18 protein-coding genes and 1 riboswitch are annotated in these 18,722 nt (G+C 71.9%); of the genes, 4 read left to right on the top strand and 14 right to left on the bottom strand.

The genetic code is table 11. The features are described from left to right. Positions 1 to 5 precede the first annotated feature (5 nt). From AB0J04_RS17110 to AB0J04_RS17070, 9 genes are all read right to left on the bottom strand, one after another. Entirely contained in the window at positions 6 to 1,091 is a 1,086-nt protein-coding gene (locus AB0J04_RS17110; RefSeq protein ID WP_363169253.1) for a hemolysin family protein, read from the bottom strand. Then, positions 1,088 to 2,413 (bottom strand): hemolysin family protein, encoded by a 1,326-nt coding sequence (locus AB0J04_RS17105; protein ID WP_363169251.1) that lies wholly within the window; start codon positions 2,411 to 2,413, stop codon positions 1,088 to 1,090. Before AB0J04_RS17105 ends, AB0J04_RS17110 begins: the two co-directional genes overlap by 4 nt. Positions 2,414 to 2,619: 206 nt before the next feature. Beyond that, positions 2,620 to 3,114 carry a PH domain-containing protein gene (locus AB0J04_RS17100; protein ID WP_363169250.1) on the bottom strand — a complete coding sequence of 165 codons (495 nt, stop codon included), beginning with the start codon at positions 3,112 to 3,114 and terminating at the stop codon, positions 2,620 to 2,622. 23 nt (positions 3,115 to 3,137) lie between these two features. Then, the gene (gene hisG, locus AB0J04_RS17095) at positions 3,138 to 3,986 is read right to left on the bottom strand and encodes an ATP phosphoribosyltransferase (RefSeq protein ID WP_363169249.1); all 849 of its coding nucleotides are present in this window, start codon (positions 3,984 to 3,986) and stop codon (positions 3,138 to 3,140) included. Positions 3,987 to 4,044: 58 nt separating this feature from the next. Next, entirely contained in the window at positions 4,045 to 4,317 is a 273-nt protein-coding gene (locus AB0J04_RS17090) for a phosphoribosyl-ATP diphosphatase (protein WP_358807489.1), read from the bottom strand. A gap of 33 nt (positions 4,318 to 4,350) precedes the next feature. Beyond that, the gene (ribH, locus tag AB0J04_RS17085) at positions 4,351 to 4,836 is read right to left on the bottom strand and encodes a 6,7-dimethyl-8-ribityllumazine synthase (protein WP_030613284.1); all 486 of its coding nucleotides are present in this window, start codon (positions 4,834 to 4,836) and stop codon (positions 4,351 to 4,353) included. Positions 4,837 to 4,856: 20 nt separating this feature from the next. Further along, positions 4,857 to 6,146, bottom strand: a complete 1,290-nt coding sequence (locus AB0J04_RS17080) for a bifunctional 3,4-dihydroxy-2-butanone-4-phosphate synthase/GTP cyclohydrolase II (protein WP_363169248.1) — start codon at positions 6,144 to 6,146, stop codon at positions 4,857 to 4,859. Beyond that, a complete protein-coding gene (locus tag AB0J04_RS17075) occupies positions 6,143 to 6,784 on the bottom strand; it encodes a nicotinamide mononucleotide transporter family protein (RefSeq protein WP_363169246.1) in 642 nt (213 codons plus the stop codon). The genes AB0J04_RS17080 and AB0J04_RS17075 overlap by 4 nt, the downstream gene beginning before the upstream one ends. After that, complete coding sequence (locus AB0J04_RS17070) at positions 6,781 to 7,386, bottom strand: riboflavin synthase (RefSeq protein WP_363169245.1); 606 nt, start codon at positions 7,384 to 7,386, stop codon at positions 6,781 to 6,783. The genes AB0J04_RS17075 and AB0J04_RS17070 overlap by 4 nt, the downstream gene beginning before the upstream one ends. A gap of 147 nt (positions 7,387 to 7,533) precedes the next feature. Continuing rightward, a riboswitch (FMN riboswitch) is annotated at positions 7,534 to 7,664 on the bottom strand. A gap of 271 nt (positions 7,665 to 7,935) precedes the next feature. On the opposite strand from AB0J04_RS17070, the gene AB0J04_RS17065 reads away from it, so the two are divergent. Then, positions 7,936 to 8,679 carry an SDR family oxidoreductase gene (locus AB0J04_RS17065; RefSeq protein ID WP_363169243.1) on the top strand — a complete coding sequence of 248 codons (744 nt, stop codon included), beginning with the start codon at positions 7,936 to 7,938 and terminating at the stop codon, positions 8,677 to 8,679. Positions 8,680 to 8,722: 43 nt separating this feature from the next. Here AB0J04_RS17065 and AB0J04_RS17060 read toward each other — a convergent pair whose 3' ends face one another. Then, positions 8,723 to 9,940 carry an ROK family transcriptional regulator gene (locus AB0J04_RS17060; RefSeq protein WP_363169242.1) on the bottom strand — a complete coding sequence of 406 codons (1,218 nt, stop codon included), beginning with the start codon at positions 9,938 to 9,940 and terminating at the stop codon, positions 8,723 to 8,725. Positions 9,941 to 10,080: 140 nt separating this feature from the next. On the opposite strand from AB0J04_RS17060, the gene AB0J04_RS17055 reads away from it, so the two are divergent. Both AB0J04_RS17055 and AB0J04_RS17050 read left to right on the top strand, forming a co-directional pair. Then, entirely contained in the window at positions 10,081 to 11,292 is a 1,212-nt protein-coding gene (locus AB0J04_RS17055) for an MFS transporter (RefSeq protein WP_363169241.1), read from the top strand. A 73-nt stretch (positions 11,293 to 11,365) separates the two neighbouring features. Beyond that, positions 11,366 to 12,745 (top strand): solute carrier family 23 protein, encoded by a 1,380-nt coding sequence (locus tag AB0J04_RS17050; protein ID WP_363169239.1) that lies wholly within the window; start codon positions 11,366 to 11,368, stop codon positions 12,743 to 12,745. On the opposite strand, the gene AB0J04_RS17045 is transcribed toward AB0J04_RS17050, so the two are convergent. Beyond that, the gene (locus tag AB0J04_RS17045) at positions 12,724 to 13,842 is read right to left on the bottom strand and encodes a glycoside hydrolase family 6 protein (RefSeq protein ID WP_363169238.1); all 1,119 of its coding nucleotides are present in this window, start codon (positions 13,840 to 13,842) and stop codon (positions 12,724 to 12,726) included. The two genes, AB0J04_RS17050 and AB0J04_RS17045, sit on opposite strands and share 22 nt — an antisense overlap. A gap of 143 nt (positions 13,843 to 13,985) precedes the next feature. Here AB0J04_RS17045 and AB0J04_RS17040 point away from each other — a divergent pair, with 143 nt between their 5' ends. Further along, complete coding sequence (locus tag AB0J04_RS17040) at positions 13,986 to 14,708, top strand: DUF5995 family protein (protein ID WP_363169237.1); 723 nt, start codon at positions 13,986 to 13,988, stop codon at positions 14,706 to 14,708. 10 nt (positions 14,709 to 14,718) lie between these two features. Here AB0J04_RS17040 and AB0J04_RS17035 read toward each other — a convergent pair whose 3' ends face one another. The 3 genes from AB0J04_RS17035 to AB0J04_RS17025 form a co-directional block, all read right to left on the bottom strand. Then, on the bottom strand, positions 14,719 to 16,431 hold the full coding sequence (locus AB0J04_RS17035) for an NAD(P)/FAD-dependent oxidoreductase (RefSeq protein WP_363169236.1): 1,713 nt from the start codon (positions 16,429 to 16,431) through the stop codon (positions 14,719 to 14,721). Between the two features lie 53 nt (positions 16,432 to 16,484). Continuing rightward, positions 16,485 to 17,273, bottom strand: a complete 789-nt coding sequence (locus AB0J04_RS17030; protein ID WP_363169235.1) for a carbon-nitrogen hydrolase family protein — start codon at positions 17,271 to 17,273, stop codon at positions 16,485 to 16,487. A 145-nt stretch (positions 17,274 to 17,418) separates the two neighbouring features. Continuing rightward, the gene (locus AB0J04_RS17025) at positions 17,419 to 18,570 is read right to left on the bottom strand and encodes an MFS transporter (protein WP_363169296.1); all 1,152 of its coding nucleotides are present in this window, start codon (positions 18,568 to 18,570) and stop codon (positions 17,419 to 17,421) included. Positions 18,571 to 18,722: the final 152 nt, after the last annotated feature.

Raw genomic sequence — 18,722 nt, 5'->3', positions numbered from 1 at the left:
AGGCCTCAGCTCGCCAGCGCCTCCTCCGGATCGTCGCTCGCCCTCGGCTCCGTCAGCCTGACCTCCAAAATGTCCCGGTGGGCCGGGTCGGTGACCTCGCCCACCAGCAGTTCCAGTACGTCCTCCAGCGTGACCAGGCCGAGGACCTTGCCGGACGCGTCGGCGACCTGCGCCAGGTGGGTCGCCGCCCGGCGCATCACCGTCAGCGCGTCGTCCAGCGGCAGTTCGGAGCGCAGGGTCGTCATCGGACGCCACACCTGCTGCGGCACCGCCCGCTCGGAGTCCTCCACGTCGAGGACGTCCTTCACATGCAGATAGCCCATGTAGGCGCCGTTCTCCGCGGCGACCGGGAAGCGGGAGTAGCCGGTGCGGGCGGTCAGCTCGACGATCTGGCCCGGAGTGACCGCCGGGCCGACCGTGACCAGGGACTCGCCCTTCAACAGCACGTCCGTCACCGGGCGGGAGCCCAGCTCCAGCGCGTCCTCCAGCCGCTCCTGCTCCTCGGGGCCGAGCAGACCGGCCTGGCCGGAGTCCTCCAGCAGCCGGTTCAGCTGCTCGCTCGTGACGACGGCCTCGACCTCGTCCCGGGGCTCCACGTGGAAGAGCCGCAGGATGCCCTGGGCGCAGGCGCCGAGGGCGACGGTGATCGGCCGGCACAGCCGGGCGAAGGCGACCAGGCCGGGGCTGAGCCACAGCGCGGCCTTCTCGGGGGCCGCCATGGCGAGGTTCTTCGGGACCATCTCGCCGATGACGAGGTGGAAGAAGACCACGGCCGCGAGGGCTATGACATAGCCCAGCGGATGGATCATGCCGTGCGGCAGGTGGATCCATTCGAAGAACGGCTCCAACAGCCCCGCGACCGTCGGTTCGGCGACCGCGCCCAGGGTGAGGGAGCAGACGGTGATACCGAACTGGGCCGCCGCCATCATCTGCGGCAGGCGTTCCAGGCCGTGCAGGACCTGGCGGGCCCGCGCGGTGCCCAGGGGCTCGATCTGGCTGCGCCGGACCGAGACGAGTGCGAACTCGGCGCCGACGAAGAAGCCGTTGGTGAGCACGAGCAGCGCGGCGAAGACGAGTTGGAGGGCGCTCATCGGGCGACCTCCACGACCTGGCCGGTCCGCACCAGCCGGACCCGTTCGGCCCGGTAGTGGCCGACCCTGCGCACCGAGAGCCGCCAGCCGGGCAGCTCGGCCCGGTCGCCGACGGCCGGGATGCGCCCGAGCAGGTCGGCGACGAGCCCGGCGACCGTCTCGTACGGGCCCTCCGGGACCTCCAGGCCTATGCGCTGGAGGGTGTCGACGCGGCAGCTGCCGTCCACGTCCCAGGCGGGCCTGCCCTCCTCGGGCGGGGCCGCGGCGAGTTCGGGGGTGTCCTGGCCGTCGTGCTCGTCGCGGACCTCGCCGACGATCTCCTCGACGATGTCCTCCAGGGTGACCACGCCGGCCGTGCCGCCGTATTCGTCCACGACGACGGCGATGGGCTGCTCGCTGCGCAGCCGGGCCAGCAGGGGCTGGACGGGCAGGGTCTCGGGGACCAGCAGGGCCGGTCGGGCGATGCGGCCGAGCGGGGTGCGCAGCCGGTCGTGGACGGGAATCGCCAGGGCGTCCTTGAGATGGACCATGCCGACGATCTCGTCGATCTTCTCGCGGTAGACCGGGAACCGGGACAGGCCGGTGGCCCTGGTCAGGTTGACCACGTCCTCGGCGGTGGCCGACGACTGCAGGGCGCTGACCTTCACCCGCGGGGTCATGACGTGCTGCGCGGTCAGCTCGGCCAACGAGAGGGTCCGCACGAAGAGGTCGGCCGTGTCCTGTTCGAGGGCGCCGGCCTGGGCGGAGTGTCGGGCCAGGGACACCAGTTCGCCCGGGGTGCGGGCCGAGGCCAGCTCCTCGGTGGGCTCGACGCCGAGCGCGCGCACCAGCCGGTTGGCGACGGTGTTGAGGACCGAGATCACCGGTCGGAACAGGCGGGAGAAGGCGGCCTGCGGGCCCGCGACGAACCGCGCGACCTGAAGGGGCTTGGACACCGCCCAGTTCTTGGGCACGAGTTCGCCGATCACCATCTGCACGGCGGACGCCAGCAGCATGCCGACGGCCACGGCGACACCGGAGACGGCGCCCTCGGGGATGCCGATCGCGGTGAACGGGCCGTGCAGCAGCTCCGCGAGCGCCGGTTCGGCGAGCATGCCGACGACGAGGGAGGTGATGGTGATGCCGAGCTGGGTGCCGGAGAGCTGGAAGGACAGTTCCTTCAGCGACTCGACGACCGTACGGGCTCGTCTGTCGCCCTCCGCGGCGGCCTTCTCGGCCTCCGGGCGTTCGACCGTGACGAGGCCGAACTCGGCGGCGACGAAGAAGCCGTTGGCGAGGATGAGCAGGAACGCGGCTGCCAGGAGCAGCAAGGGGGTGGTCATGTTGCCGCCGCCTCCGAACTGTGTCGGGTGGGGGCGGCGCAGGTACTACAGGACGAACCGTCCATCGCCGGAGAGGGTCACTCCTCGGGTAGCAGGAACCCCCGTGCGCCCGGCAGGGCACAACAGGGGTGGAGGCGCAAGGGGAACGCCTCCGTCACCAGATTAATCAAGACAGGGGCTCCAGCGGCAGGGTGGACGGCCCCGAGTCAGCCCTGATCTTGCTCGGGGTCCTTCTCGGGGGCCGGCTCCGGGTCCCGGATCGACCTGGCTTCGGCGAGTGCGCGCAGGGCCCGCGCGTCGGCGATGGCCTGCTGCTTGTCGATGCCCGGCTGGATGCCGAGGGCCGGCAGGCTGGTGCCGTCGCTGAGGTCGAGGAACACCCAGGGGTCGCCCGGCCGGAGGTTCACCCGGAGGATCTCCGCCCAGGCCAGACGCCGGTTGGAGGCGATGTTCACGACTGTGACACCGGAGTCGTCGGCGACGACCCGCACCCGGGCGAGCCGGGCGAGCACCCAGAAGACGAGCGCGCCGGTGAGGATGAAGCTGAGCCGCTCCCCCGGGCCGAGCTGCTCCAGCAGCATCGCGACGGCGGAGATCACGAACAGGATCACCACGCCGGCCGTGAGCAGCACCACACGGGTGCGGCCCGGCCGGAAGGTGACGGGGAGGGCGGGCAGGTCGCCGCCCGGGGCATCGGACATCTTCGCGTGGGTCTCTCGGGGCCTCAGAGGCGGCAGGCGTGGATGGCCGTGGTCAGGATGGCGCGGGCGCCGATGTCGTAGAGGTCGTCCATGATCCGCTGGGCCTCCTTGGCGGGGACCATGGCGCGGACGGCGACCCAGCCCTCGTTGTGCAGCGGGGAGACGGTCGGCGACTCCAGGCCCGGGGTCAGCGCGACGGCCTTCTCGAGCTGCTCGACGCGGCAGTCGTAGTCCATCATCACGTACGTCCGGGCGACCAGGACGCCCTGGAGGCGGCGCAGGAACTGCTGGACCTTCGGCTCCTCGGCGTCCGCGCCGGTGCGGCGGATCACGACGGCCTCGGACTTCATGATCGGATCGCCGAACACCTCCAGGCCCGCGTTGCGCAGCGAGGTGCCGGTCTCGACGACGTCCGCGATGACCTCGGCGACACCGAGTTCGATGGCGGTCTCGACGGCGCCGTCCAGGTGGACGACGGCGGCGTCGATCCCGTTGTCGGCGAGGTGCTTGGCAACGATGCCCTCGTAGGAGGTGGCGACCGTCTTGCCCTTGAGGTCCTCGACGCCGGCCGCAGCGCCCGGCTTGGAGGCGAAGCGGAAGGTGGAGCGGGCGAAGCCGAGCGGCAGGATCTCCTCGGCGTTGGCGCCGGAGTCGATCAGCAGATCGCGGCCGGTGACGCCGATGTCGAGGCGGCCGGAGGAGACGTAGATCGCGATGTCGCGGGGGCGGAGGTAGAAGAACTCGACCTCGTTGACCGGGTCGACGATCCGCAGTTCCTTGGACTCCCGGCGCTGCTGGTAGCCGGCCTCATGCAGCATCTCCGCCGCAGGGCCTGACAGGGAACCCTTGTTGGGGACGGCGATGCGCAGCATGAGGTCGGCTTCCTTCGCATGGAACGTGAACTGGGGATGGGTTTGTCTGGAAAGGGTTCTACAGGTGGGCGTACACGTCGTCCAGCGAGATTCCGCGGGCGACCATCATCACCTGGACGTGGTAGAGCAGCTGCGAGATCTCCTCGGCGGCTGCCTCCTTGCCCTCGTACTCGGCCGCCATCCACACCTCGGCGGCCTCTTCGACGACCTTCTTGCCGATGGCATGGACGCCCTTCCCGACGAGCTCTGCGGTGCGGGAAGTGGCGGGGTCGCCGCTGGCGGCCTTCTGCTGGAGCTCGACGAAGAGCTCCTCGAACGTCTTCTTGGACATGGTGATCCCACCCTAGCCGTTGTGTCGGCCGGCCTAGCGCCAGGGTTCGGATACTGAGCGGAGGGTGGCCGCGGTCGCCACGGCCGCCGTCACCGCCTCGTGTCCCTTGTCCTCGTTCGAGCCCTCGATGCCGGCCCGGTCCAGGGCCTGCTCCTCGGTGTCGCAGGTGAGGACGCCCATGCCGACGGGGACGCCGGTCTCCACAGAGACCTGGGTGAGGCCCTGGGTGACGCCCTGGCACACGTACTCGAAGTGCGGGGTGCCCCCGCGGATGACGACTCCGAGGGCGACGATCGCGTCGTAGCCCCGCCCGGCCAGCACCTTGGCGACGACCGGGAGCTCCCAGCTGCCGGGGACCCGCAGGAGGGTCGGCTCGTCGATGCCGAGGTCGTGCAGGGCGCGCAGCGCGCCGTCGACCAGACCGTCCATCACCTTCTCGTGCCACTGTGCCGCGATGACGGCGACCCGCAGGTCACCCACATTGCGTACGGACAGTTCCGGTGCACCCTTGCCGCTCACGTCTCTCCTCGCTGGTGTTCTTACTGGTTGCCGCAGGGGGACACGGGAGCCGTGTCCAGCCAGGGCAGGTCGTGTCCCATCCGGTCCCGCTTGGTGCGCAGGTAGCGGATGTTGTGCTCGCCGGCCTGTACGGGCATCGGCTCGCGGGCGGTGATCTCCAGACCGTGCCGGACGAGCGCGTCGGTCTTCTCGGGGTTGTTCGTCATCAGCCGGACGCTGTGCACACCGAGGTCCTCGAGGATCTGCGCGCCCGCCCCGTAGTCACGGGCGTCGGCGGGCAGGCCCAGCTCCAGGTTGGCGTCCAGGGTGTCGTGGCCCTGTTCCTGGAGCTCGTACGCCCGCAGCTTCGACAGCAGTCCGATGCCGCGGCCCTCGTGTCCGCGCAGGTAGACCACCACGCCCCGGCCCTCGCTCTGGATGCGCTCCAGGGACGCGTCGAGCTGGGGGCCGCAGTCGCAGCGCAGGGAGGCGAAGACATCGCCGGTGAGGCACTCGGAGTGGACCCGGACGAGGACGTCCTTGCCGTCGCCGATCTCGCCGTGGACGAGGGCGACGTGCTCGACGCCGTCGACGGTGGAGCGGTAGCCGTACGCGGTGAACGTGCCGTGGACGGTGGGCAGTCGGGTCTCGGCCTCGCGCCGGACGGTGGGCTCGGAGCCGCGGCGGTAGGCGATCAGGTCCTCGATGGAGATGATCGTCAGGCCGTGCTTGCGGGCGAAGGGGATCAGTTCGGGCAGCCGGAGCATCCGGCCGTCCTCGCCGGCGATCTCGACGATCGCGCCGGCCGGGCGCAGCCCCGCGAGCCGGGCGAGGTCGACGGCGGCCTCGGTGTGGCCGTTGCGGGTCAGGACACCGCCGGGCTTGGCGCGCAGCGGGAAGATGTGCCCGGGCCGGACGAAGTCCGTGGCCTGCGCCCGGCCGCCGGCCAGCAGTCGCAGCGTGGTGGCGCGGTCGGCGGCCGAGATGCCGGTGGTGACGCCGTGGGCGGCGGAGGCGTCGACGGAGACCGTGAACGCCGTCTGCATCGACTCGGTGTTGTCCGCGACCATCTGCGGGAGCTCCAGGCGCTCCAGCTCTTCGGCCTCCATCGGGGCGCAGATCAGGCCGCGGCACTCGCTCATCATGAAGGCGATGATCTCGGGCGTGGCCTTCTCGGCGGCGACGACGAGGTCACCCTCGTTCTCGCGGTCCTCGTCGTCGACGACCACGATGGGGCGGCCGGCCGCGATGTCGGCGATGGCCTGCTCGACGGGGTCCAGCGCGAAGTCCTCGATGCCGTCCGTGCTGTAGAGGATCGGTGCGGTACTCATGCCGGCGCTCCTTCCAGAGCGGGGTGCGAAGCCTTGCGGGAGCGCAGCCACCAGTCGCGCATGCCCCACAGGACGAGCGCGCCGTAGATGACGTAGACGAAGCCGGAGAAGGCGTAGCCGTTGGCGAAGTTGAGGGGGACGCCGACGACGTCGACGAGGAGCCAGGCGATCCAGAACTCGACCATCCCGCGAGCCTGGGCGTACATGGCGACGATGGTGCCGACGAAGATGTAGGCGTCCGGCCAGGGGTCCCAGGACAGGGACGGATAGGCCTTGAAGAGCAGGGCGACGGCGACCGTGCCGACGGCGGCGGCGCCCACCATGGCGCCGCGCTCGACCCAGCTGGCGAACCGGGGCGTGATCTGGCCGTCCGCGGACCGCCCCCTGCTCCGGTTCCACTGCCACCAGCCGTACAGGGCGACGACCATGACGACGACCTGCTTGCCGGCGCTGCCGGTCAGATGGCCGTAGAAGGCGCCGAACAGGACGAACCCGGAGAGGAACTGCACCGGCCAGGTCCACAGGGACCGGCGCCAGCCGAGCGCGAGGGTGATCAGGCCGAGGATGTTGCCGATCATGTCCGACCAGAGGATGTGCTGATCGAGGAGGGTGAAAGCCTCGGAGTTCAGCGAGTTCACCGCCCTGCCCCCTGGCCCGTGGTCAGCAGCCGCTCGACGTACTTGGCGACGATGTCCACCTCGAGGTTGACCGGGTCGCCGGGCTGCTTGAGGCCGAGCGTGGTCAGGGCGAGGGTGGTGGGGATGAGGCTGACGGTGAAGTGGTCGAGGCCCGCGTCGACGACGGTGAGGCTGATGCCGTCGACCGTGATGGAGCCCTTCTCCACGACGTACCGGGTGAGGTCGGCGGGGAGCGAGATCTTGATGATCTCCCAGTTCTCGGAGGGCTTGCGCTCCAACACCGCGCCGGTGCCGTCGACATGGCCCTGCACGATGTGCCCGCCGAGGCGGGCGCCCACGGCGGTGGGGCGTTCGAGGTTGACGCGGGAGCCGACGCCGAGGGCGCCGAGGCTGGAGCGGTTCAGGGTCTCCGCCATGACGTCGGCGGTGAATTCATCGCCCTCGTGCTCGACGACGGTGAGACACACGCCGTTCACGGCGATGGAGTCGCCGTGCTTCGCACCGTCGGTCACGACGGGGCCGCGCAGCCGGAAGCGGGAGGCGTCGCCGAGATTCTCGACGGCGGTGACCTCACCCAGCTCTTCGACGATTCCGGTGAACACTTCCCGGGTCCTCCTGCCACATAGGGGCACGGACTCCGGGGCCTGTCGAGGACGACAGAATGTACGAGCGACGACACCGGGAGCGACGCCGGACAGACCCGCCCCTTCGGACGAGCACATACGGCGGCGCGCACGAATGCCCGCCCGCCGCGCACTGCCTCCCATCCGGACTTTAACCGTCGGTCCAGGAATTTCACCTGGTCAACCGGTCGCTGGAAGCGACCGGGTCGCGGACTATAACCGCCGGTTCGGACTTTCACCGACCCCGGAGTGCGCTGCTTTAGGTACAGGGCCAGTGTGCCACGCCCGGTGGTGGTCCATACAGGTGAACCGTGTGGGTTGGCTCACAGAGTGTCAACCCGGGCCCGTTCCCCACCTCTTGACGCGCTGGTCTAGTCCTTTCTAGGGTCGACGGGTGCGGCCCGGTGGCGGTGACGACGGCCCTTGCCCGCCGCCGGGCTCCTTCGGGTGCGGGCCGCGGCGAACCCGGGCAGGCTGGACCTCGTAGCGCGTCCGTGCGATGTCTGGTGTCCGAAGGGGCTGAACGGCATGACCACGATCCTGGTGACCGGAGCAACCGGAACCCTCGGCCGGCTCGTCGCCCCGCGGCTGTCGGCGGACGGGCACGAGGCGCGGGCGCTGAGCCGGCACAGCCGGCCGTACGCCGTGGACCTGCGCGAGGGCGGGGCCGGGCTGGACGCGGCCGTCGCGGGCGTGGACACGATCGTGCACTGCGCGACCACCCCGCGCGGGGGTGACGAACAGGCCGCCGCACACCTGATCGCCGCGGCGCAGAAGGCCGGGGTGGGGCATCTGCTCTACATCTCGATCATCGGCGTGGACCGGGTGCCGCTCCCCTACTACAGGACGAAGCTCGCGGTGGAACAGCTGGTGGAGGAATCGGGGCTGGGCTGGACCGTGCTGCGCACGACCCAGTTCCACGACCTGCTGGTCCAGCTCTTCCAGCTGCTGGCCAAGGTGCCGGTGCTGGTCCTGCCGGCCGGGGTGAGCGACCAGCCGGTGGAGGTCGCGGAGGTCGCGGACCGGCTCGCGGAACTGGCGGCCGGCTCACCGGCCGGCCGGGTCGACGACATGGCCGGGCCCGAGGTCCGCACGTTCGAGTCGCTGGCCCGCGCGTACCTGAAGGCGAGCGGCAGGCGGTGCGCGGTGGCGAACGTACCCCTGTGGGGCGCGGCCTACCGGGCCTTTCGCGAGGGCGGCCACCTGGCGCCGGAGCGGGCGGTGGGCAAGGGGACGTTCGAGGAGTACCTGGCGACGCGCATCCGGCGCTAGGGGGCTTCTGATGGATCTCCCACGGAGATCCATCAGAAGCCCCCTAGGGAAGCCTCTCGGGCGGCGCCCCGAACAGCTCGTCCTGGGCGGACTCGCGGGCGGTGAGCAGTGCGCCGCGCAGCACCGCGCCGCCGCCCAGCGCGCTGGGGCGTACCTCCGTGGGCAGCGGCGCCATCTGCCGGAGCCGCTGCGCCACCCGGTCCGCGAGCACCTCGCCGCCGGCCTGCCCGACCTCCCCGCCGAGGACCACACAGCCCGGGTCGAGGACTGCTACGACGGAGGCGGCCCCGAGGGCGAGACGGTCGGCGAGAGCGTCGAGGAAGCGGGCGGAGGGAGTGGAGAGAAGGGGCGGACCGGTGCGCACCGCGTCCAGCGCGTGGCGGACCAGCGCCGCCGCCACCGGCTCGTCGGCGTGTGCGCTCGCCCTGAGTCCGTGCTCCGCCGCCAGTGCGGCGATCGCCGCCGAGCCGGCCAGGGAGTGGAAGCCGCCCTCGCAGTCCGTCGCCGAGGGCAGGCCGCTCGTGCCGGGGACCGGCAGGAAGCCGATCTCGCCGGTGCCGCCGGAGGCCCCGCGACGCAGCGCGCCGTCCAGGACGACCGCCGCGCCGGTGCCGTGCCCCAGCCACAGCAGGACGAAGGTGTCGCGGTCTTGGGCGACGCCCTCGCGCTGTTCGGCCAGGGCGGCGAGGTTGGTCTCGTTCTCGACGTGCGCGTGCGCGTGGGGCAACCGCTCCTGGAGGGCGGCCACCAGACGGCGGTGCCACTCGGGCAGGCCGCTGGAGTCGCGCAGTTCGCCGGTCGCGGGGTCGATCAGGCCGGGCGCGCCGATGCCGAGGGTGTGCAGCCGGTCGGCGCCTGCCTCCTTCACCGCCCTCTCGACGAGCGCGACCGCCTGCTCCACGGCCGTCCCGGTGCCCGTGTCGCCGCCGATCGGCACGGACGCCTCGGCGAGCACCCGGCCGACGAGGTCGCAGACGAGCACCGCGACGCCCTCGGTGCGCACGTCCAGCGCGGCCAGGTGGGCGCGGTCGGCGACGATGCCGTAGAGCTTCGCGTTCGGCCCGCGGCGCTGCTCGCCCGTCTCCCCCGCGACCTCGATGAGGCCGGAGGCGGTGAGGCGTTCGACGAGGTCGGCGACGGTGGGCCGGGACAGGCCGGTGAGCTGCTTCAACTGCCCTGCCGTCAACGGGCCTTCGTGTTGCAGCAGCCGTAGGGCGAGCCGGTCGTTGATGGCCCGGGCGGTGCTCGGGGATGCGGGCATGCGCGGAATCCTCCCATGGCCGCCGACCGGGGTCCGGGACGGACTCTATTTATCAGGCAGGGTTCCTGATAGTTTACGACGGCACGGTGGCGGGGCGGTACGGCAGCGGTACGCGGCACGGAGTCAGGAGGGGCAGCAGAATGAGTGAAGTGGTCCACGCACCGTCGGAGGTACGGCGCGCCCGGTACGCCGTGGCGGCCGTGTTCACCGTGCACGGCGCGGTCACCGGTTCGTTCGCCACCCGGGTGCCGTGGATCCAGGACCACGCCGGCGTCTCCACCGGCCAACTCGGGTTCGCCCTCGCCTTCACGGCGTTCGGGGCGGCCTGCGCGATGCCGTTGGCGGGCTCGATCACCCACCGTTTCGGCAGCCGGGCGGCCCTGCGCGGACTGCTCGCGCTGTGGACGCTGGCGCTGACCCTGCCCGCCCTCGCGCCGAACCTGCTCACGCTGTGCCTGGCCATGTTCACGTACGGGGCCAGCGCGGGCATGGCCGACGTCGCGATGAACGCCCTCGGCGTCGAGGTGGAACGACTGCTCGACCGGTCGATCATGTCGGGGCTGCACGGCATGTGGAGCGCGGGCGCCCTGATCGGCTCGGCCGGCGGGACGCTCGCCGCGCACCTGGGCTCCGACGCGCGGCTGCACCATGTGCTGGCGGCGGCCGTCCTCACCGCCCTCGGTCTGCTGGCCTGCCGCTGGGTGCTGGATCTGCATCCGGCCGAGGACGAGGAGCCGCCGCAGCGGTTCGCGCTGCCGCCGCGCTCCGCGCTGCTGATCGGCACGGTCGGGTTCTGCGCGGTGTTCGCGGAGGGCGCGAGTCTGGACTGGTCGGCCGTGTATCTGCGCGACCGGCTCGACTCGTCGGCCGGGCTCGCGGCGGCCTGTACGACCGGCTTCATGTTGACGATGGCGGTGGCCCGGATCGCGGGCGACGCGGCGGTGAACCGGTTCGGCGCGGTGCGTACGGTCCGGGCGGACGGGGTCCTCGCCGTGCTGGGCGGGCTGCTGATCGTCGTCGCGGACGACCCGGCGGTGGCGATCGGCGGGTTCGGGCTGATGGGACTCGGCATCGCGGTCGTCGTGCCGCTCTGCTTCGCCGCGGCGGGGCGCAGCGGGCCGAACCCCAGCCAGGCCATCGCGGGCGTCGCGACGATCACCTACACCTCCGGTCTGATCGCCCCCAGCCTGATCGGCGGGGTGGCGCAGGCGACCAGCCTGGTGGTGTCGTTCGGTGTGGTGACGGTGCTGGCGTTCGGGCTGGTGGCGTTCGCGGGTGTGCTGCGGGGCGCCGAGCGGACGGTCGGCACGAAGGTCGCTCCGCAGGCCGAGAGGGTGCCGGACCGGTCCTGAGCGGTCGTTCGGACTCCGGTTGCACGTGAGAATGATCCGGACATCGGCATCCTCACGAAAGCGACCCCGCACCATGGATCTTGGCGTCCGCTGGAAACTGCACGGCGACGGACGCACCCCGGCGCCCGGGGCGGTGGTCCGCCCCGACGAGCGGCTCTCCTGGCCCCGCACGGCCGGGCTCGGCGCCCAGCACGTGGTGGCGATGTTCGGGGCGAGCTTCGTGGCGCCCGTCCTGATGGGCCTGGACCCGAACCTCGCCATCATGATGTCCGGCGTCTCGACCGTGATCTTCCTGCTCGCGACCCGCGGCCGGGTGCCCAGCTACCTCGGGTGCTCCCTGTCCTTCGTGGGCGTGGCCGCGATCATCCGGGCGCAGGGCGGCACCAGCGCCACCGTCACCGGGGCGGTGTTCGTCGTCGGGGCCGCGCTGTTCGTCGTCGGACTGGCGGTGCAGCGGTTCGGGGCGCGGATCATCCACGCCGCGATGCCGCCGATCGTGACGGGTGCGGTCGTGATGCTGATCGGCTTCAACCTCGCCCCGGTCACCGCCGCCACCTACTGGCCGCAGGATCAGTGGACGGCCCTGCTGGTCATGCTGTTCACCGGTCTGGCGGTGGTGTGTCTGCGCGGCTTCTGGTCCCGGATCGCGATCTTCCTCGGCCTGGTGTTCGGGTACGTCGTCTCCTGGGCGTTCGACCGGGTCTTCGGCCGGATCCACTCCGCCGACGCGAGCGGCAAGGTCACCGATCACTGGCGCCTCGACCTGTCCGGGGTCGGGCAGGCCGACTGGATCGGGCTGCCCACGTTCCACGGGCCGTCCTTCGAGTGGTCGGCGATCCTGGTGGCGCTGCCGGTCGTGATCGTGCTGGTCGCGGAGAACGCCGGGCATGTCAAGGCGGTCGGCGAGATGACCGGCGACGACCTGGACGACCGGCTCGGCACGGCGATCTCCGCCGACGGCGTCGGCTCGATGCTGTCCACGGCGTTGGGCGGCCCGCCCAACACCACCTACTCCGAGAACATCGGCGTGATGGCCGCGACCCGGGTCTACTCGACAGCCGCCTACTGGGCCGCCGCCGGGTTCGCGCTCCTGTTCGGCCTGTGCCCGAAGTTCGGCGCGGTCGTCGCCGCGATCCCCGGGGGCGTCCTCGGCGGCATCACCGTCATCCTGTACGGCATGATCGGTCTGCTCGGTGCGCAGATCTGGCTCAACGCCGGGGTCGACCTGCGCAACCCGTTGAACCTGGTGCCGGCCGCGGCGGGCGTCATCATCGGCGTCGGGAACGTGACGATGAAGTTCACCGACACCTTCTCGCTGAGCGGCATCGCGCTCGGCACGGTCGTCGTCATCACCGGTTACCACGCGCTGCGCGCCTTCGCGCCCGCCCATCTCAAGTCGTCGCGGCCCCTGTTGGACGAGGGCACGAGCAGCTACGACGAGGCCAGCTCGTAGGCGTACGACGGGCTGAACTCGCCCGCCGCCCCCTTGCAGCCGTCCGACTCCCCCGGCAGCTTCACCCACAGGTAGGCGTCGATCCGGTCCTCGCCGGTGGCGAACGTGGGCGCTCGGCCGATCTTCCGGCCGTCCGGGTCGCACCACTCGCCGTCGGCGGGCGCGCCGTTGCCGTTGCGGCTGGTGTCGATGACCGCGCCCAGGCCGGGCGGGCCGCCGAGGGCGTCCAGGACGCGCCGGTCGTAGGCGGCCTCGGCGGCGGTGTCGTGGAAGTTGGAGACGTTGCTGAAGACGCCGTCGGAGGACGCGGCCGAGGCGGCGCCGGCCTGTTTCAGCAGCGCGGCCTGCTCGGCCGGGGCGTTCCAGCCGGAGTGGCCCGCGTCGTAGTAGACGCGCGCCATCGGGTTCGCGCTCTTCAGCACGCGCCCGGCGCGGGCCAGGGCGGCGAAGCGGTCGGCCCGTCCGCTCTCGTCGAGGCAGCCGGCCTGGGCGATCGAGTCCGGTTCCAGGACGACGACGGCCTCGCCGGAGCCGAGCCCGGCGGCGAACCGGTCGATCCAGTCGGCGTAGGCGCCGACGTCGGGCGCCCCGCCCTCGGAGGCCCCGCCGCAGTCGCGCTCGGGTATCGCGTACGCCACGAGGACGGGCACCCGGCCCTGGGCGGCGGCTCCCGCGGTGACCGCGCGGACCCGTGCGGTCACCGTGTCGGGGGCGTAGTCGGCGAACCACACGGCCGCCGGGCGGCTCGCGATCCGGGACTCGATGACGTCGGCGCGCGGGTCGGCCGGGTGGGCGCGCACCCAGTCGAGGATCTGGGACTCGGGGTGGCGGTAGAGGCTCGCGGGCACGGCGGCCGCTCGGGGCCGGCTCGTGGTGCGGGTGGCCGAGGGCGTCGGCTTCGCCGTGGAGGCGGCGGCCGAGGGGGAGGCGGACTGGGGCGGGGAGGGCGGTGAGGAGGGGGACAGCAGCGTCGCGCCCGCCTTCGGGCGGGCCCGCCCGGCGTCGCGTCCGCCGCCGACGTCACCGTCGTCGCCGAGCGCGGTCATCGTCCCGGTCGCGGCGCCCAGGGCGACCACCGCCGAGGCGACGGCGACCATGACGCTCCGTCGGCCGGCCCGCCGCACACGTAAGCCTTGCACCGTGCTGTTCCCCCTCCCGCGCGACGGGCTCGTTCCCCCGTTCCGGGGAAGCGTCGGGCCCGCCGGCACGCGGGCCAGCCTAGGGCTGCGAATCTGCCCCCATGCCGCAATTGGAACAGTTCACCACTCCCGTCGAGCCGGACGTCGACGCGTTCTGCGCCGTCGCCACGAGCGTCGACGACGTGCTCGCCCGGATGCGCGCCCTCGACGCGGCCCTGCCTCCGCTCGACGGGATCGCGGTCTTCAACCGCGTCTACCTCGCGGTCACCCAGGAGGTCGACCGGCGCATCGACAGAGGCCGGTTCAAGGACCCGCAGGCCGCGATCACGCTGGACGTACGGTTCGCGGAGCGCTACCTGGACGCGGTCGACCCGGCACCGGCCGACCGACGCGCACCGGCCTGCTGGCGCCCGTTGCTCCAGTTCCGCCGCCATCCCGGCGTACGTCCGCTGCAGTTCGCGCTCGCGGGCATCAACGCGCACATCGGGCACGATCTCGCGCTCGCCGTCGTGGACGCCTGTCGTAGCCTCGGCTGCGAACCGGCCGAGCTGGAGGACGAGTTCGACCGCGTGGGCGATCTCCTCGTCTCGCTGGAGGAGCGCATCCGCGAAGAGCTGATGCCGGGCCCCGATCTGTTGCAGATCGCCGATCCCCTGACCCATCTGCTGGGCTCCTGGAGCCTGGAGCGGGCCCGGGACGCCACGTGGACGGCGGCCCGCGCGCTGTGGGCGCTGCGCCGACTCCCCGACGTCGCCGAGGAGTTCACCGACCGGCTCGACACGGCCGTCGGCTTCGCGGGCCGCATGATGCTCACGCCGCTGTGACGCCCGTCGGTCAGTCCTCCGGGAGTTCGACCGGCGCGATCTCGTCGTACAGGTCGCCCGGGCCCGGGTTGGTCGCGTCGGTGGTCCCGCCGAAGTGGTGCATGACGCCCCAGACCGCGTTCAGCGCGGTCTGCACCGCGCCCTCGGCCCAGCCCGCCGTCCAGGAGATGTCGTCGCCTGCGAGGAAGACGCCCCGCTTGTCCTCGGGCAGCCGGTCCTGCATGAAGTGCGTGAACAGGCGCCGCTGGTAGCGGTAGTGGCCGGGCAGGTTGGCCTTGAACGCGCCCATGAAGTAGGGCTCGTTCTCCCAGGAGACGGTCACCGGGTTGCCGATGACGTGCTTCCTGATGTCGACCTTGGGATAGATCTCGCCGAGCGACTTCAGCATGACCTCCATCCGCTCGTTCGCCGACAGCGGCAGCCACTTCAGGCTGTCGTCGCACCAGGTGTAGGAGAGGCAGATGACAGCGGGCCTGTCAGGGCCGTCGTCGAGCAGGTAAGTGCCGCGGGTCATGCGGTCGGTGAGCGTCATCGACATGACGTCCCGACCCGTCGGGTTCCCTTGGTCGTCGACGGCCTTGTCCAGCCAGAACGGCCGGTCCACGGGCACGAAGAGCTTGCTGGACTCCATGTAGTGGGTGCGCTCGATCGCCGTCCAGTGGTCGATCGGGAAGAGCGAGTCGTCGCAGTCGATCTTCGACAGCAGCATCCAGGACTGGGCGGTGAAAACGGCCGCACGGTACGTGCGGATGTCGCCGTTCGCGTCCGTCACGGTGATCCGGTCGCCCGCGGTGCGGTGCAGCCGGGTCACGGCCGGGCGGGGCTGCCGGTCGTCGTGCAGGCTCGCGAGCGAGGTCCCCTGCGCCCAGTGGACGATCTTCTCCGGCTCGCGTTCCCAGAGCCGCAGCGGCAGTTGCTGGCTGCCGCCGACGATGCCGCGGTGATGGTCGTCGGCCTCGGTGTAGACGACGCGGAGGATCTCCAGGATCGAGTTCGGGAAGTCCGTGTCCCAGCCGCCGGTGCCGAAGCCGACCTGGCCGAAGATCTCGCGGTGCCGAAAGGACCTGAAGGCCTCGGAGTCGCAGAGGAAGCCGTAGAAGGTCTGGTTGTCGAGCTTCTCGACGAGCCGGGCCCAGATCTCGCGGATGCGCGGCACGTCCCGCTCGCGCAGGGCGCGGTTCATGTCGGCGAAGTCGGCGCCCTCTTCGAGGCACCGGTTCCAGGCGTCGGCGACGTCGCGGTAGACCTGCGGAAGGTCCTCGGCCGTCTCGGCGTAGTGCGACTCGCCCTTGAGGTCGACGACCGTCGAAGGGGTCGCCTCGGCAAGGGGGTTGGGGAACGGCTCGGTCCGCAGACCGACCAGGTCGATGTAGTGCTGGAGCGCCGTCGAGGACGGCGGGAAGCGCATCGCGCCCATCTCGGCGGTCAACGACGGGTCGCAGCCCTCGAAACCCACCGTCCGCAGCCGGCCGCCGATCCGGTCGGCCTCGTACACGACCGGCTTCAGGCCCATCTTCATCAGCTCGTACGCGGCCACGATGCCGGACAGTCCGCCGCCGATGACGGCGACCTCGGCGCCGTGCTCGGTCGCGGGGATCTGACCGAGCCCCGCCGGGTGGGCGAGGAAGTCGTCGTACGCGTACGGGAAGTCCGGGCCGAACATGGTGATCGGCGGCTGCTGCGCGTCTGCGTGCTCGACGGCGTTGGGCACGGTGGACGTCATGGGGTGGGGACTCCTTGCGAAAGCTGCGGGTGAAGACAGGGGAGCAGGGGGATTCAGGCCAGGGACCCGTAGAGGCCGGGACGGCGGTCCGTCAGATACGGGTTCGCCTCGCGGGAGGCGGCGAGGGCGACCGGGTCGGCGTCGGCGAACACCAGCTCCTCACCCCGCCCCGCGCGGGCCCGGGCGACCCCGTCGGGACCGGCCAGCGTGGAGAGCCCGACGAACTCGAACTCCCCTTCCCGGCCGACCCGGTTGACGTACGCGACGTACAGCTGGTTCTCGAAGGCGCGCACCGGGATCATCGACTCGGCGACGAACTGGAACGGGTGCATCTGCGCGGTCGGCACGACGAGCAGGTCCGTGCCGGCGAGCGCGTGGGCGCGGACGTTCTCCGGGAACTCGACGTCGTAGCAGATCATGAGGCCCACGGTGAGGCCGTTCAGTTCGGCCTGGACGACCGGCTGCTCGCCCGGCGTGAAGTGGTCGCGCTCGAAGCAGCCGAAGAGGTGGGTCTTGCGGTAGTTCGCGAGGCGGGCGCCGTCGGCGGAGATCAGCTGGGCGGAGTTGAAGACGGTGTCGCCGGAACGCTCCGGGTAGCCGTACGCGACCGCGAGCCCGTGCCGTCCGGCGAGTTCCGCGACCGCGTCCGCCGAGTCCCCGTCGGCGGGCTCGGCGAGGCGGGCGGTGTCGTCGCCGATCGCGTAACCGGTGAGGAACAGCTCGGGCGCGACGAGCAGCCCGGCGCCCGCGGCGGCGGCGCGGCCCGCGGCCTCGTCGAGGACCTTGAGGTTCTCGACGACCGATCCGGGGCGGCCGGAGCTCTGGAGCAGGGCGGTGCGCATGCGTGATCCTCACCGGGCGGAAGTCGGGTGACAGAGTGGTTGTGGGGGCCACCTAACGGTACGGGCGCTCCCGACGGCCCGACAAGCGGCACCCGTTGCGCAGTGGTGAACGATTCGTTGCGTGCGTCGACCCTCTCGCGGCGATTCATTGCGTGCTCCTGCCCCGGACGCTCCCCCGGGTCGTCGACAGCGCCGTCACCAGGTACGGCAGGGCGCACAGCGCGAAGACCGCGCCGTGCGGGAAGGCCGAGCCGAGGACGCCGTACGCGCCGTACACGGCGATGGTCAGCACCTCGGTGCCCAGGCTCGCGACCGAGGTGAGGGTGGCCCGGCCGGTGCCCTCGATGCGGTGCTGGAGCCGGACGTCGGCCAGCACGGTCGCCAGCTGGAAGCCGCCGAACGCGAGGGCGACCAGGGCGATGCCGACGGGGGCGCCGGTCAGCGCGCCGAGGGCCAGAGCGAGCGCGGAGCCGGTGAGCACGGCGGCGAATCCGGTGCGGCCCAGCCGTTCGGCGGGCCCGGAGAGCAGACTGCCGGCCGTGACGCCGGCCCAGATCAGCATCAGCCAGTACGGGACGGCCCGCTCGGGCACGCCCGTGTCCCGCACCAGCAGGGGCGTGTACTCGTCGAGGGCGCCCCACACCGCCGTCACGGCCGGGACGAGCAGCAGGGCGCCGCGCACCGAGCGGTCCCGGTGGGCGTCGGCCAGTCCGGTCCGCAGGGTCGTGGCCCAGCCGTCGCCGTCGCCCGTGGGCGGCCGGTGTTCCGGGAAGCGGGTCGCGGTCGCGGCGCAGAGCACGCAGGCCAGCACGCTGGCCGCGCCGACCGCTGGGTAGCCGCCGGCCGCGAAGACCGGTCCGGCCAGCCCCATCGCCGTCATCGCGGCCAGCTGGCCGACCGCGTGCGAGCGGCCCATGACGCGGGCGTACCGGTCGGCGGCGCCGAGCAGCTCCAGCTCCTCGTAGACGAGGGCCTCCAACGCGCCGGAACCGAGCGCCCCGCGGACGCCCCACAGGACGAAGCCGGCCGCGAAGGCCCAGTACGACGGGAAGAGCACCCACAGCGCGAAGCCGGCCCCGCCCAGCAGCGGGCCCAGCCACAGCAGCAGCCGCCGGGAGACCGCGTCGGCCCAGGCCCCGGAGGGGACCTCGAGGAGGACGCCGGTCAGCGACCACAGGACGAAGAGGGAGGAGATCTGTCCGACGGACAGCCCGGTGTCCGCGAACAGCAGCGCGTACACCGGGTAGAGCAGCACGAACTCGTCGAGGAACGCGTACGCGTACAGCGTCGCGGTCAGTCGACGGACGTCGGAGCCGGTGGTGGATCAATGTCGCCAGGTCATGCCACCGATGTTACGACGTGGTGCGCGACTGAGGTCGGGGTGTGCCGGCCTGGCGGGTTGGCTGGTGGGCGATCACCGCTCGGCGGTGCGGTCGGAAACGAGGCCGG

It is taken from the genome of Streptomyces sp. NPDC050263, assembly GCF_040655955.1.
GTDB lineage: Bacteria > Actinomycetota > Actinomycetes > Streptomycetales > Streptomycetaceae > Streptomyces.
This window is presented reverse-complemented; position numbering and strand designations above follow the sequence as displayed.